Raw genomic sequence first — 13,318 nt, forward strand, 5'->3', positions numbered from 1 at the left:
ACGCGACGGCGACCCATGCTCACGAACACTCGCGATAACGATGTGGAAACCTCGTGAAGCCTTTTCGGGCATACGCACACATGTCTCGCGGATCGAGCGAGGACGCCGAGATTTCGCCAATATTCGGGCGCATTGAGATGAGCCTGAGCGATATCCGGATGTTTGCCCACAATAAGCCATGAAATGCCGCAAATATTACGGATTGTCCCGGAGACCTGTCAGACGGAACGCTTGCGAGCCTCGAACAGATGACGGCTGCTGTACGCCACGAACGACCCCTCGGCCTCGATCAGCTCGTGCAGGGCCCGGAGTTGGGGGCGGTACGCGTCCACGGTGAACCCGGGCACCATCCAGACCACCTTGCGCAGGAAGTGCACGACAGCGGCGATGTCGTAGAACTCCATCCGCAGCCGCTCGGCGCGCAGGTCCACGATCTCCAGCCCGGCCGCCTCCGCACCGGCACGCTCACGGTCGGGGTGGCGAGCGCTGTGCTGCTGGTCGGGCTGCGGTCCAAGGAAGTGCTCGACCACTTCGTACGCGCTGGCCGGCCCGACATGCTGGGCAAAGTACGTACCGCCGGGCCGCAGAACGCGGGCGATCTCGGTCCAGTGCGGCGCTACGGGGTGCCGGCTGACGACCAGATCGAAGGCGTCGGCCGCGAAGGGCAGCGGCGCGTCGTCCGGTACGGCGACGACGACCGCGCCGCGCGGATGCAGCAGGGCGGTGGCCTTGACGACGTTCGGCGGCCAGCCCTCGGTGGCGACGGTGAGCGGCGGCAGCTTCGGGGCGGTGTTGAGGACCTCACCGCCTCCGGTGTGCACATCGAGCGCGGCGGACACTCCGGCCAGCCGCTCACCCATGGCCCGGGCGTACCCCCAGGAGGGCCGAGCCTCGGTGGCCCGCCCGTGGAACCAGGAGAAGTCCCAGCCGTCGGTGGGAACGGCGGCCCCTTCGGCGAGGAGTTGCTCGAAGGTGGGCGCGGACGCGGGTACGGACATAGGGCTGATGTTCTCAGGCTGCTGTCAGTACCCGCTGATAATTTTCGGCACGGTCACAGCCGGGCCGTAAAGCGGATAGCGAAAACGGAGTTGGTGCGGGACATGTTGTACGCAGACGACGAGACGACAACATTGCGGGCGAAGCTCGACCAGGAACGGGACGCGGTGCTGTGGAAACTGGACGGCCTGGACGAGGAGCAGGTCCACAGACCGATGACGCCGTCAGGCACAAGCCTGCTGGGACTGGTGAAGCACCTCGCGTCGGTGGAGTACGGCTGGTTCGTGGAGACGTTCGGCCGCGAGCCGGAGCCTTTCTGGTTCGACCCGTACCTCGGCGAGGACATGACCGCGGGCCCGGACGAGACCATCGCCCAGATCACCGACTTCTACGCCCGCGCCCGCGCCGCCGCCGACCGCGTACTGACGGAACTCCCCCTGGACACCCTGGGCAAGCCGACATGGCGGGACGACGAGTGCTCGCTGCGCTGGGTCCTGGTCCGCATGACGGCGGAGACGGCCCGGCACGCGGGGCACATGGACATCGTGCGGGAGTTGATCGACGGAGCGACGGGCGAGTACACCCCGTCATGAGGGGCCCGCGTCCAGGACGAGCATGAGGTGTTCGTCGTCGCCGTGGCGCACCGTACCGCTACGACGGAAGCCGTGCTTCTCGAGAAGGCGGACAGAGGCGGTGTTCTCGGCGAACGGATCGGCGTAGAGGGGCCGATGGATCTCGCGCGACAGGAAGAGCCCGAGGGCAACACTGCCCACCCCCCTCCCCCAGTACGGCCGCCCGAGCCAGTACCCGATGAAGCGATCGCCGCCGACCCCCTGTTCGCCTTCCCACCACGCGACGATGCTGCCGGCGGGCTCACCGCGCACGGTGACCGTCTGCACGAACACGGTGCTGTCGCCGAGGATCTTCGTCTTCCAGTGCGCCATGAAGGCGTCCCGCGGCCGGGGCGTGAACCGCGACCGGCGTACGGCTTCCGGATCATGCTCGTAGGCGAGGAGAAACTCCAGATCGGCTTCGACGACATCACGGAGCTGTACGTCGTTGCCGGCCCTGCCGTCGGTCACGCTGTCGGTCGTCATGTCGGGAGTTTGGCAGCGGCCACTGACAATGACCGGCGGCTGTCCCTCTACTGGCCGCCGCTGACCCGCTCGTACCGCAGGAGTACGACGCCGTTGCCGAAGGTACGTGTCTCGACGAGCTGGAGCCGGGTGAGGTGGTCGGCGTCGGTGAAGAGGGGCCTGCCTCGTCCGATCAGCACGGGGTGGACGCAGAGATGAAACTCGTCCACGAGGTCGTGCCGCAGAAACTCGGCGGCGAGCTCGGCACCGCCGACCGCCATGTCCCCGCCGGCCTGCGCCTTGAGCGCCCGAATCTCCTCCGGGACGATTTCCCTCACGATGGTCGTGTTCCAGTCGGCATGCTCCAAGGTCCGGGAGAACACATACTTCGGCATGTCCCGCCAGATCCCGGCGAACTCAACCATGGGGTCCGCACTGTCGGCGTCGGCACCGGCATCGTAGGTGGGCCAGAAGTCGGCCATGAGCTGATAGGTGACACGCCCTTCAAGAAAGGCACCCATGGCCTTGGCCTTCTGATTGAAGTACCGGTGAAGCTCTTCATCGACGAGATGCCAGTCGATCTCACGGTTGGGCCCCTCGAAGTACCCGTCGAGAGAAACGGACATCATCAGGACGACTTTCCGCACGGCACACACACCTCACCTACGTCTGAGCAGTACTGGCGCGTTGACGGTACTCATCCGGCCATTCCCCGGGTCCTGTTGCCACGCGGGGTTTCACGTTGATGGCGTCTCGGGGCCCGCAAGGCCTTCGGGGAATCGGCGGGAGCAGCGGTTTCATCACGTCGTGGACGAGCGCCGAGTTGCAGGCCGTGTCAGGGACTATTTCCGAGGGCATGATCCGCCCTTTGTAGTTGGTCAGCCGGACAGGGCGAACCGACAGCCCCGTCATGCACTCACGATCGCTGAAGAATCGAGGTCAACGCCTGTTGCCACGTTCGCTTTCTCGGGACCGCCAGACCTGGCGCAAGGTCCGATCGCGCCGGAGAGGTACCGATCTCGGTCGGTTGCTTTGTGAACCCGAGGTTCTGGACCCTTTGCCTACGCTTCGACCAACGGCGATTCGAAGCTCGTGAGTTCAGCGATCTGCCGCAGGATTTCGCGGTACTGCTCGCGTCGCGCCACCGCCGTCGTGCTCAGCATCAAGACCGCCATGCGCTTGCAGTCCGGATGAGGCAGATATGCATAGATCTGGAGCATCGCGGTCGAGGGAAGGCCGGATTCCGGAGTTGGCGTACGCACCGTCTCGCCCATCGACGCAGGACCACTGGGCAGGTCCAAGTACTCGAGGTGGGAGTGCTGCCCCTCTGTGGCCACTGCCCGGGCCGCACTCACCGCCCGCGGTGACCAAGCGATGTCTCGCCAGGACACGGTGAAAAGGGAATGCAGGGTTTCGCCATTGCTTCCCGCCGTGTCGTCACGGTGGACGCCCAGGGAGCAGTGGACTGTGCCCACCTCGCGCAGGGCACGCAAGAGCTGCTGCCCCGATGCCAATTGGGCGATGAACTGCTGTCGGGTGACGCCGTCAGGAACGGCCTCGACCATGGGTGCCAGCGCCTTCTGGAGCCGGTCGGCCTCTGCAGAGGCGGGTGCGGCGAGAAGAATGTCAATCGGCAGCTCGGTGAAGCCTCCCGGTACGGCAAACCAGATGCCTGCACTGGGATCACTTGCCGAGTCATCGACGAGGACGCGGTATGTCATTTCCATAAGTTTTTTAAAGGCTTCGTGAGTGTCGGTGATTCAGGATCGGACAGGAACAATCCCGGCACGGCGACCGCGTTCGACGTCCTCGGCAGTGGCTCCCCAGTCTGCGACGGTACGACGCCCGCCGTCCGACCCCGTCTGCTGGTGAAGGAAGCGGAAGCGGCGCGGCATCGCCCCGTCAGACGTAGGTGCGGCGAGCACCCCGATGAAACGAGGGTCCCCGGCAAGCCATACCGAGCCGATCTGGGCCTTGAGTTCAGGTGTCGCACGAGGCGCCATGCGTCGGCTCCACCAGCCGACACCCCAATGCCGGGCGAACACCATGGGCAGTGACTCCTCCGGCCGGGCCGGGTTCGGAAACTCGAACCAGCCGAACTGTTTGCCGAAGACATCGGTCCGGTTGGCGAGGCCGTGCGGGGGTTGATGGGCCAGCTGCCACGGATACACGCGCAAGACGCGCCTCATCCGGAAGACGGCGGCAATGATGAAGAGCTGAAGGAATGCTCGGTAGAAGCTGTACACGAGGAACGGCGCGACGACGACCGCATAACCGGGTCCCAGGAAGACCGACAAGACGGCCAGCAGGGCAAACCACAACGCGATCCAGGCAACGAGAGCGACCACATTCATCGCAAGTTGCTTTGACCAAGCCCGCCGGGTCGGTGGGTGCTCCCAGGCGGCAGGGGGGCCTGTGGGGTTCATGTGCGTCCTCTCTTACCCTTCGGTTCAGAACGCGTACCGCGCGAGGTCGATCAGCGCGCCGCCGTCCAGAATGCTCCGCACACCGTCGATTCCTGTGCTGCCGTCCCCGACGATGTCGTTGTCAAGAAAATCAGCGGTGACGGGCAGCATGCCGCCCAATTCCAGCGCAAGCGCATACCGCCATGCGGCTCCCGGGCGGCGGCGAAGCCTCAGTCGCCCTGGCAGGCGCAGACCACGCATGCCAGTACGCGCAGGGTCGCGCGGCGCTTGGCGTCGCAGGCCGCCAACATGCGTGGGTGCGTATGCCGGGGGTGGGCATCGTGGAGGATCACGCGCAGCGCTCCGTCGCGATAGCGGAGCGAGACGTAGATGTCGCCGAGCGACCGTCGTAGACCGCCTGCGCGAAGTCCATCCGTCGGCCTGCGGCGCGGTAGGCGGGGTCGTCGCGATACTCGGTCGGGACTTCCAGCTGGTGCGGTATCCACTGCCCAATTGGGCCTCCCTACGTTGTCACGCGGGAGAAGCGAGCCCATTCGCAGGGTCGGCTCGTCTACTTCTCACCCGGGCCATCGCCGCCCCCGGAAGGGCGTTCAACAACGAACGATCCCTTGCCCCGCACCGTGATGATGAGCCCGCGCTGAATCAGGAGTTGGAGAGCCGCCCGTGCAGTCGGTCGCGAGACGTTGAACTCCTCGCAGATGGCCGCCTCGGACGGCACTCGACGGCGAGGAGCGTACGTGCCGTCTGCGATGCGCGAGCCAAGTATGCGGGCGATCTGCTCGTACAGCGGCTCAGGCCCCTCAAGGTCGACAGTCATATCTCGACCCTATTTGACCTGCGACGATGCATATCGTTAGCTGTAGTCACCTGACAACACCTTACAAGTTGGCGTAATGTCCCGATACGGCAAGACCCCCGCGACGGTGCGAACGTCCGGGGGCGCGGCCCACCAACTGTTAGGAGTTGATGAACATGGCCGAGCGTAGCGCTGCCGCGCTGCACTGGGTTGTGGTGACCCTGGTTCTCCGGGTCCTCACCCGCCTGATCCCACCGACCGGCACCCATCGGAAACCTCCCGTGCCGATGCGGACCATCGTGACCCGCAAGGACACCGGACGCCCTGCCGGTTTGGCGGTGCGGGTGCCTGCCTTGCGCCGGTCGCCGTACAGCACCGACCACGGCCCTCTGGACGGTTCCGCCTCCCGACTGTCACGGCCCTACCTGCCCAACACTCTCTCGGACCCACCTCCGGAGACGAACGCCGTCCCGACAGCCCGTACGTCTCGTGTACGTCCCTACTGGGCGGCGCGTGAGCGGGCGGTGCGGTTGCGCCGCCGGGCGGTCACGGTGCTGGCCGTGGACTTCGGCATCGACGTCGACACCCGAGACATCCACGCCGAGCTGAGCGCGGTGAGGCCCCGATGACCAGCGCCAGGGGCACCAGAGCCCAAAGCGCCGTACGAAAGGCCGAGTTGCCGATGTTGCGCGCCTACCGGCTGTGGTTCGAGCACGCCCGCAAGTGCACCGACTGCAAGCGCGTCACCAAGGCACAGGACGGATGCGAGAGCGGACAGGAGCTGTGGGGCGCCTACCGCCGAGCGTACGACGGAGGTACCACATGACAACCACCCCGACAGCCACGTGCCAGACGGTCCGCGCCTCACTGTTCTACCGAGCACCGATTCTCAGCGAGACCGGAGCATGCGTCCTCCCCAAGGGACACAAGGACGACCACCAGGACGCCAAGGGCGCACGCTGGTACGCCATCCCCCTTGTCGGCGGGACGGACCTCGGCCCTGGACAGGGGCGGACAATGACCCACACCCCCGAACCGGCCTGGACAGCGGAACCCCCGTTCCGCTCCCCCCGCTGCGTCCTGGGCCAGCACCCCGAGTGCCAGGACGCCGAACCTCGCGACACCGGCGTACCCGGAGTCCACTACCTCGTGTGCACCTGCACCTGCCACGGCCCGGTACTGGCGCGATAGCGTCGCCCTTCAGGTTCCAACCAACGGCCGCACAACATCTGATCCATTCAGATTGTGCGGCCATCGGGCAAGGTGTGCCCCTCATCTGCGCGTGCCCGGAGCGGTGCGGCGGTGCCCAGTCTCCGCCGGGCATCCAGCCACGCCCCCTCGAATTCCTCCGCTGAGATCGCCTCGGCGTGCGGCGAATCCGCCCACGTCCTGAGGCTGGCCTCGGCGACGCGGCCGTATCGCTGTTCGTACCGGCTCATGGTGGCGATGTCCGCGCGTTCCTGGAGCCGGAGGCCCTCCTCCCGGGAGGCGGCCGTCTGTGGGGTGCCGTCGACGCCTCGCACGTCCACCTGTCGGAGGATCTGGCCCTGCTCGTCCCCCTCGAAGTACTGCCACAGGTCTTGGGCCTCGTCGTACATGCGGATCCACATCACCATGGCGTCACGCTCGCGCAGGGAGCGGAGTCGCGCCGGTACGGCACGCGCTCGGGTGCGGACAGCTCACTCTGTCGCCGAGGGGCGGACCCATTCCGGGCCCGAGGTGCCTCACTTCTCGCCCCCCTTCTGGAACGTCACCTCCACGCGCCGGTTCTTGCGCCGGCCCTGTTCCGAGGAGTTGTCGGCGATCGGGTAGTCCTCGCTGTAGCCGCGTACCTGGAAGGTCACGTCCGGGCCCAGGCCGGCGGCCAGTTCGTCGTGAACCACCTCCGCGCGGTTCTTGGAGAGGGTCAGGCCGTGGGCGTACGAGCCGAGGTTGTCGGTGAAGCCGAAGACCCTGACGTTCGTGGCCTTCTGGGCCTTTATCTCGTCGGCGATCGCCTGGATACGGGAGCGGGCCTCCGGGTTGAGCTTGGAGCTGTTCTTGGGGAACAGGACCTCCGCCTGGAGTGCGAAGGTCACGCTCTCACTCGTGTCCACCCGGCGTTCCTCGCCGCCCATGTCCTCCACGACGGACATGATGTCGAGCACCTTGGACGGGGCGAGCGTGGCGCCGGCGGCCAGTTTCAGGCCGGGGCTGTTCGGGTCCACTTCGGGGGGTGGTGAGGTGGTGATCGCGCCCGGAAGAGCAGCGGGGTTGTCGTCGTCCGCGGCGGCGGGTGTGCCCGTCAGGGAAAGGGTGGCCAGTACCGCCAGGGCCGTGAGCACGGTTGAGGTGGAGCGGCTGGTGACGGCCATGGTCACTCGCCCTCGGAGATCTCGATCGACGCCGGAGGCATCGTGCCGACTTGGAAGTTCACCTGGTTGGAACCCTCCGGAGGAGCGGGGAACTGGGCGTACCAGTCGGCCGTCTGTCCCGTGTCCACGCCTCCTCCCTCGAACTTCGTGCACAGGCAGCGTCCAGAGGTGTCCCGGAGGACGAGGTACTTCTTCTTGGCCTTGCTGTCGACCAGCGACGCTCCGGCGAGAGAGGCGCCGTTCTTGAGAAGCTCATTTTCGTCACCGAGCCAGTCGCCCGGGACCCAGAACTTCCCGCCGTTGTTGGTGACCGTGCCGTTCACCGTCACGAAGCCACCCTGATCGCGGACGGCCGAGGTGACCGTGAGCGTGATGTCGCCGTTCTTCACTTCGGCCAGCGCGGGTTCGGCAGCCGGTGCCGGGGACTCCGTCTTCTCGTCTCCGCCGCTCTGGGTTTGGCTGGGTGCCGATGAAGACGCCTTCTCGTCCGTCTTGTCGCCGTCTCCTCCCCCACAGCCCGCCACCGTGAGGAGCAATCCGGTCGCGATCGCCACCGCGGTCACTGCCCTACGGCTCTTCATGGTGCGCCGAAACTTCATCGGTACGACTTCCTCTCACTCGACCAGATGCACAGAGAACAGCACAGACGCGTCGGGAAAGTCGTCTGGATTGAAATCACCGGGGTCGATGGTCACGGTTTCGCCGTCACAGTCCAACTCGAAGGGATCCAGGGGGTCGACGGGGGGTACGTTCTCGCAGCGCGGCTGGATGACAGCGGTCGCGTGGGCCTTGCCCCTCATACTTTCGGTGCCTGGAATGATCGAGTTGCCGACGGTGTAGTTGGTCTGGATGTTGACCCGGAATCCGGGATATCCGTCCCGTACTACCCGCACGGCCTCGCCATCGAGAGACGAGTCGTTGTCGGCTGCCAGAGCCTGCGCGGCGGCCTGGGCGCCATCGCCCACTGGCTTGTCACCGTCCAGCCAGTCGAGCCAGTCATCGTCGTCCGCCTCGATTGCGGCCACCAAGCCGTCCACCATTTCGTCCCGGGCGTCCTGTGCGGCCGCCAACGCCGCAGCGTCCGCCGCGGACTGGGCTCCGTTGCGGACGGACGCTGCTTGCGCGAACACGAAGAAGGCGACGGCGGCGAAGAGCAGGATTCCCGTCAGCCAGATGTAGATCGGCAGGGTCTGCCCACGGTCACTCAGAACGCGTGCGGCGGTCAGCCGCCGGTGACGCTGGTGACCGCAGTGCTGATCGCCCCCGAGATTATGCTGCCCAGATTGAGACCCCTGATCAGCACGAAGATCCCGGCGACGATGATCATCAGGCCGGCGTACTCCACGAACCCGGCCCCCCTGTCCCGCTGACCGCCCCGCATCCGGGAAACGACAGTCCACGTCCACCTGTTGAACCTGTCCACTGCGCCTGCCCTTCCGCCGAACGTCAATACCGACACGGCCACCGTACGTGAAAGACGGTCTACTCCGCGTGGGTCCGGGGACCCAACTTCCCTCCCCGGTACGCCTCATCACAGCCACCCCTCCCGAGCCGTACCCAGCCACCGGGCGATCGCTTCACTCCGGGTCGCACTCTGCAGCTTTGCGAAGATGCGATTGATGTGGTTCTTGACTGTCTTCTCGCTGATGAAACAGGTGGCGGCGATCTGCTGGTTGTTCACCCCGGCCGCGATGAGATCCATGACCTCCACCTCCCTTGAACTCAGGCCGAAGTCCGGTCGGACGTGGTCGCGGGCGGCGAGTGTCGTCACACGGCCGGGACGAGCCTCACGAGTCTGCCGCAATGGTGGCATGAATGGTTGCACATGCGAAGAGATTTCGTTCGGTTCGTAGGAAACGTCGAGCGAATCCGCTACGGCCGGGCTCAGTACGGCGGAGGTGTGCGGTGCCTTCGACGCGCGTGCCGTCACCCTCGTCCCCCTGCCCACCGCCCGTACCGCCTCCGAAAGTTCCTCCGCCGTGAAGCCTCCGTGGATCAGGTAGCCCGACGCGCCTCCGGTCAGCGCCTGCCGCACGGTCTCCGGCTCGCTGCTGTACGTCAGCATCATCACCGGGGCCAGCAAGGCCAGTTGGGGAAGAGCCGTGAGGCCGTCCGTGCCGGGCATGCGTACGTCGAGCAACACCACGTCAGGCCGTACGCGCTCCGCCTCCGACACCGCCTCGGCGCCGTTCGACGCCTCCGACACCACATCGATGTCCGGGTGGCCGCCCAGCAGTGCCGTCAGGCCAGCCCGTACTACGGGGTTGTCGTCCGCCACCAACACCCTTAGTGGCTGCGGCCGTTCATCTTCGGGCATGCGAGACGACCTCCTTTCGGGGCCGGGGCACGTAGTCGAGTGCGGGAGGCGGTCCGGGAGGCAGTCCGGCAGAGCTCACTTCGACGCGGATCTCCGTGCCCCCTCCCTCCCGTCGGCCCAGGTGCATCACCGCACCCAGCGACCTCGCCCGCTCCACCATGCCCAGCATGCCGAAGTGGCCTGATCTGGTTGCCTCTTCGAGGTTGAATGGCGCGGGGAGGCCTACTCCGTCGTCCGTGATACGGAGTGTCAGCCCGCCCCCTGACGGCGCCGCCTCCAGCGTCACCCTCGCCGCGTGCGCATGCCTGCGCGTGTTCTCCAGGGCCTCCGACACGATCGCCAGGAGGTGGTGTGCCGTCCGGTGCGGGAGGGCGTCGATCCGTTCGGTGGGCGCCTTCAGAGTCGTACGGATTCCTGTGGCCTGCTCGAACTCGGCTGCCTTCTGGGCCAGTTCGGCTACCAGGTCTACGTCCGGTGCCGTCAGGTCCGTGTGGTGGCGCAGGTCGGTGAGGAGTTCGCGGGACTCCGCCGCCGCTCGGCGGGCCGCCGAGGCGACCAGAGTCGCGTGACGCCGTACCGACTCAGGGTTGGGGTTCCTTCCGCCGTCCGCCGCTGACGCCAGAGCCTCCGCCGCCAGCGACAGGCCGTACAGGGTCTTGGTGACCGAGTCGTGCATCTCCCTTGCCAGGCGCGCCCGTTCGGACTCCACCGCCTCCGTGACCGCCAGCCGGGAGTTCGCCTCGGCCAGTGCCTCGCTCGCCGTACCGAAGCGGAACATCAGGTTGCGCAGGGTGACACCGATGATGCCGGCGCCGACGCAGAAGCCCGCTATGAGGAGGGTGCTCGTGCCAGTGCCCGGGTGCTGTTCCCAGGCTCGGTAGACCGTGAGGAGTACGACCAGTTGCAGGCCCGTGAAGACGCCCGAGCCCCGCCAGCCGTACAGGAGTCCGGCGAGGAGGGGGGTGCACGCCGTGGCGTACGCGAGAGGGGAGGCGGGGGACGCGGTGAGGAGGAGTATCGCCGCGAGTATCAGGTCGGCCGCCATCAGGGCGGGGTGGGCGAGGAGGCGGGGCGCCAGGCGGTCCCAGTCCCGGTACATCGCGTACGAGGCGGTGATGCCCAGGACCGCCGCCGCGAGGACCGTGTAGAGCGGGGGGCCTTCCACGGTGTTGGTCATGGCGAAGGGGGTGCCGAGGGCGATCATCGTCATGCGTACCGCGAATGTCTGGCGGCACAGGGCCTGCAGGGCGTTCAGCTGGAGACGGACGGTGGCGGGCGCCGGTGCGTCGTCGGCCAGATAGCCGGCTGTCGGGTCGTAACCCCGGACCCGGTCCTGGCCTCGGTCCCGGCCTCGGTCCTGGCCTCGGCTTCGGCCTCTGCTCTCGCTGCGCGTCGCCTTCATGGCTCTCATCACCCCCGTCGCTTTCAAGGTTGCAGAATCGAGCCGAAATTCGTACCCGAGCCGAGGAACATTCCCGTAGCGATGAGGATCATCGTGGCGGGGAGCATGAACACCAGGGTGACGAGCGTCGCCTTCGGAATCGTCTTCGCGGCCCGGCGGCGGGATTCCTGGGCGTCCGTGCGGCGCATGTCCGCGGCGATCTGGATCAGGGTCTCGGCGATCGGGGAACCGAGTTCCTCCCCTTGCTGGAGCGCCGAGACGAACTGGGCCACCTGTTCGCTGGAGTTGCGCTTGCGGAGTTCGTCGAAGGCCTGGCGGCGGCTGACGCCCATGTCCATCTGGCGGAGTGTGATGCGGAGTTCGTCCGCCCAGGGGCCCTCGTACTTGTCCGCCACCCGGTCCAGGGCCTGGCGGAAGCCGAGGCCCGCCGAGACCACGACCGCGAGTACGTCCAGGAAGTCGGGGAGCGTTCGGTCGATGACGTCCTTACGCTCCCGTACCGCCTGCCAGATCGCCACGTCCGCCGCCGTCACTCCGAACGCGAACGTGACGACCGCGAGGAGCAGTTGGCCGTTCGACAGGAAGATCAGGCCCATCAGGACACCGAAGGTGACGTAGACCGCTCGGCGGGCCGCGTAGCGGGTGATGGTCAGGCCGCCGGGGTTGCCCGCCATGTCGATGCGCAGGCGTTTCGCGTCGACCCTGGCGGGGCCCATCAGGCGCAGGACCAGGGGGGCGAAGCGCAAGCCCATGCGGTCCACCGCCGAGCCGGCCTTGGAGACCCGGCTGCCGCCCACCTCGAGGGCCAGGAGCAGGTCCGGCGGCAGCTTGGCGTCGGCCCGCATCATGCGGATGCCCAGGAGGGCGCCCGCGACGGCGAGCGCCATCAACAGGGCCAGCAGCAGTGGCAGCATCCGATCACTCACTCCCCTCAGACTTCGATCTTGCCCAGGCGGCGGATGACGAAGAAGCCGACTGTGTACAGGCCCAGGGAGAGAAGGATCAGGCCCTGGCCCAGGGCCGAGCCGGTCACCTTCTCCAGTGCGCCGTCGTTCGATGAGTTGATGAGGAGGAGGGAGCCGAGGCCCAGGCAGGGAACCGTGAAGGCCGTCGCGTTGACCTCCGACAGCATCGTGCGGACCTCGCGCCGCGTCTCCTTCCTGTCCTCCAGGGTCTGGGTGAGGTTGCGGAGCGAGTTGACCACCGAGCCGCCCGCCTTGTTGGACAGGACCAACGTGGTGACAAGTACGACCAGTTCGCGGGACGGGAGGCGCTCCGCCAGTTCACCGAGCGCGTCGTCGACCGTACGGCCGAGGCTCAACTGATCGGCCACGCGCGCCAGTTCCTCGCCCGCCGGTGCCTCCAGCTCCTCCGCCGCCATCGCCAGTGACGTACGCAGGGCCAGACCGGCCGCCGTCGCATTGGCCAACAGGCGTGCCACGTCTGGGAGTTGGTTGATGAACGCCTCGATACGTTTCTGGCGCTGCCAGTTGAGGAAGATCGCCGCGCCCCAGATCGTCACGAGCGCGGCGATCGGACCGAAGAAGGGGGCCAGTACGGCGGCTGCCAGCAACCACAGCGCGACGCCGACTCCGGTGACGTACGTGAAGAACTCGCCCGCCGTCAGGTCCAGTCCGGTCGCCGAGAGGCGGAGGTGGATCATGCGGCCGAGACGGGTGCGGCGCAGTCGGCGGTCGACGGTGGCGAACCGGCGTACGCGGCCGGACACCAGGTGCAGCGCCCCGCCGCCGGAGAGGCGGTCCTCGAGCGCCTGGCGCTGGGCGCGGCCGGTGGCGTACGTGTGCACGCCCGCGACCGCGAGGGTGCAGCACAGCACGGTGGCGCCCAGCGCGAGCGGGACCGAGTTGTTCATGGCTTCTCGCTCCGCGTGGTCGTATGGATCCCTGTAGTCGTACGGATCCTTGTCGTCGTACGGATCCCTGGCGTCGTA

At 67.0% G+C, this 13,318-nt stretch carries 21 protein-coding genes; 4 read left to right on the forward strand and 17 right to left on the reverse strand.

Going from position 1 to position 13,318, the window contains the following annotated elements; all coding sequences use genetic code 11:
- Positions 1-218 precede the first annotated feature (218 nt).
- Positions 219-998, reverse strand: coding sequence for a class I SAM-dependent methyltransferase (locus ABZ855_RS24865; RefSeq protein WP_360810269.1), 780 nt, complete (start codon positions 996-998; stop codon positions 219-221).
- 102 nt (positions 999-1,100) lie between these two features.
- Between ABZ855_RS24865 and ABZ855_RS24870 the strand changes: the two genes are divergently transcribed.
- Positions 1,101-1,589: a DinB family protein gene (locus tag ABZ855_RS24870; RefSeq protein WP_360810271.1), complete on the forward strand. Its 489-nt coding sequence runs from the start codon at positions 1,101-1,103 to the stop codon at positions 1,587-1,589.
- On the opposite strand, the gene ABZ855_RS24875 is transcribed toward ABZ855_RS24870, so the two are convergent.
- The 7 genes from ABZ855_RS24875 to ABZ855_RS24905 all read right to left on the reverse strand — a co-directional run bounded on the left by ABZ855_RS24875 (position 1,584) and on the right by ABZ855_RS24905 (position 5,315).
- Entirely contained in the window at positions 1,584-2,093 is a 510-nt protein-coding gene (locus tag ABZ855_RS24875; RefSeq protein WP_360810273.1) for a GNAT family protein, read from the reverse strand. The two genes, ABZ855_RS24870 and ABZ855_RS24875, sit on opposite strands and share 6 nt — an antisense overlap.
- A 47-nt stretch (positions 2,094-2,140) precedes the next feature.
- Positions 2,141-2,719: a dihydrofolate reductase family protein gene (locus ABZ855_RS24880; protein WP_360810275.1), complete on the reverse strand. Its 579-nt coding sequence runs from the start codon at positions 2,717-2,719 to the stop codon at positions 2,141-2,143.
- 414 nt (positions 2,720-3,133) lie between these two features.
- Complete coding sequence (locus ABZ855_RS24885) at positions 3,134-3,793, reverse strand: hypothetical protein (protein WP_360810277.1); 660 nt, start codon at positions 3,791-3,793, stop codon at positions 3,134-3,136.
- A gap of 39 nt (positions 3,794-3,832) precedes the next feature.
- On the reverse strand, positions 3,833-4,426 hold the full coding sequence (locus tag ABZ855_RS24890) for a hypothetical protein (RefSeq protein ID WP_360810279.1): 594 nt from the start codon (positions 4,424-4,426) through the stop codon (positions 3,833-3,835).
- Between the two features lie 96 nt (positions 4,427-4,522).
- Positions 4,523-4,648, reverse strand: a complete 126-nt coding sequence (locus tag ABZ855_RS24895; RefSeq protein ID WP_360810281.1) for a hypothetical protein — start codon at positions 4,646-4,648, stop codon at positions 4,523-4,525.
- A gap of 59 nt (positions 4,649-4,707) precedes the next feature.
- On the reverse strand, positions 4,708-4,830 hold the full coding sequence (locus ABZ855_RS24900; RefSeq protein ID WP_360810283.1) for a hypothetical protein: 123 nt from the start codon (positions 4,828-4,830) through the stop codon (positions 4,708-4,710).
- A 218-nt stretch (positions 4,831-5,048) separates the two neighbouring features.
- Complete coding sequence (locus ABZ855_RS24905) at positions 5,049-5,315, reverse strand: GntR family transcriptional regulator (protein WP_360810285.1); 267 nt, start codon at positions 5,313-5,315, stop codon at positions 5,049-5,051.
- Positions 5,316-5,470: 155 nt separating this feature from the next.
- Between ABZ855_RS24905 and ABZ855_RS24910 the strand changes: the two genes are divergently transcribed.
- The 3 genes from ABZ855_RS24910 to ABZ855_RS24920 are packed head-to-tail and all read left to right on the forward strand — an operon-like array spanning position 5,471 to position 6,485.
- Positions 5,471-5,923, forward strand: a complete 453-nt coding sequence (locus ABZ855_RS24910; RefSeq protein WP_360810287.1) for a hypothetical protein — start codon at positions 5,471-5,473, stop codon at positions 5,921-5,923.
- The gene (locus ABZ855_RS24915) at positions 5,920-6,120 is read left to right on the forward strand and encodes a hypothetical protein (RefSeq protein WP_360810289.1); all 201 of its coding nucleotides are present in this window, start codon (positions 5,920-5,922) and stop codon (positions 6,118-6,120) included. Before ABZ855_RS24910 ends, ABZ855_RS24915 begins: the two co-directional genes overlap by 4 nt.
- The gene (locus ABZ855_RS24920) at positions 6,117-6,485 is read left to right on the forward strand and encodes a hypothetical protein (protein WP_360810291.1); all 369 of its coding nucleotides are present in this window, start codon (positions 6,117-6,119) and stop codon (positions 6,483-6,485) included. Before ABZ855_RS24915 ends, ABZ855_RS24920 begins: the two co-directional genes overlap by 4 nt.
- Positions 6,486-6,532: 47 nt before the next feature.
- Here the strand turns inward: ABZ855_RS24920 and ABZ855_RS24925 are convergent, their stop codons facing one another.
- The 9 genes from ABZ855_RS24925 to ABZ855_RS24965 form a co-directional block, all read right to left on the reverse strand.
- Complete coding sequence (locus tag ABZ855_RS24925) at positions 6,533-6,910, reverse strand: hypothetical protein (protein ID WP_360810293.1); 378 nt, start codon at positions 6,908-6,910, stop codon at positions 6,533-6,535.
- Positions 6,911-7,018: 108 nt separating this feature from the next.
- Positions 7,019-7,648, reverse strand: coding sequence for an OmpA family protein (locus ABZ855_RS24930; RefSeq protein WP_360810295.1), 630 nt, complete (start codon positions 7,646-7,648; stop codon positions 7,019-7,021).
- 2 nt (positions 7,649-7,650) lie between these two features.
- A complete protein-coding gene (locus ABZ855_RS24935; protein WP_360810296.1) occupies positions 7,651-8,247 on the reverse strand; it encodes a hypothetical protein in 597 nt (198 codons plus the stop codon).
- Between the two features lie 15 nt (positions 8,248-8,262).
- Positions 8,263-8,874 (reverse strand): pilus assembly protein TadG-related protein, encoded by a 612-nt coding sequence (locus ABZ855_RS24940; protein ID WP_360810447.1) that lies wholly within the window; start codon positions 8,872-8,874, stop codon positions 8,263-8,265.
- Positions 8,871-9,071 carry a hypothetical protein gene (locus tag ABZ855_RS24945; protein WP_360810466.1) on the reverse strand — a complete coding sequence of 67 codons (201 nt, stop codon included), beginning with the start codon at positions 9,069-9,071 and terminating at the stop codon, positions 8,871-8,873. The genes ABZ855_RS24940 and ABZ855_RS24945 overlap by 4 nt, the downstream gene beginning before the upstream one ends.
- 108 nt (positions 9,072-9,179) lie before the next feature.
- A complete protein-coding gene (locus tag ABZ855_RS24950) occupies positions 9,180-9,965 on the reverse strand; it encodes a response regulator transcription factor (RefSeq protein WP_360810298.1) in 786 nt (261 codons plus the stop codon).
- Positions 9,952-11,367, reverse strand: coding sequence for a histidine kinase (locus tag ABZ855_RS24955; protein ID WP_360810300.1), 1,416 nt, complete (start codon positions 11,365-11,367; stop codon positions 9,952-9,954). Before ABZ855_RS24955 ends, ABZ855_RS24950 begins: the two co-directional genes overlap by 14 nt.
- Before the next feature lie 23 nt (positions 11,368-11,390).
- Positions 11,391-12,281 carry a DUF5936 domain-containing protein gene (locus ABZ855_RS24960; RefSeq protein WP_360810449.1) on the reverse strand — a complete coding sequence of 297 codons (891 nt, stop codon included), beginning with the start codon at positions 12,279-12,281 and terminating at the stop codon, positions 11,391-11,393.
- A 17-nt stretch (positions 12,282-12,298) separates the two neighbouring features.
- A complete protein-coding gene (locus ABZ855_RS24965; RefSeq protein ID WP_360810302.1) occupies positions 12,299-13,240 on the reverse strand; it encodes a type II secretion system F family protein in 942 nt (313 codons plus the stop codon).
- Positions 13,241-13,318: the final 78 nt, after the last annotated feature.

Source organism: Streptomyces sp. NPDC047042 (assembly GCF_040644035.1).
Lineage (GTDB): Bacteria > Actinomycetota > Actinomycetes > Streptomycetales > Streptomycetaceae > Streptomyces.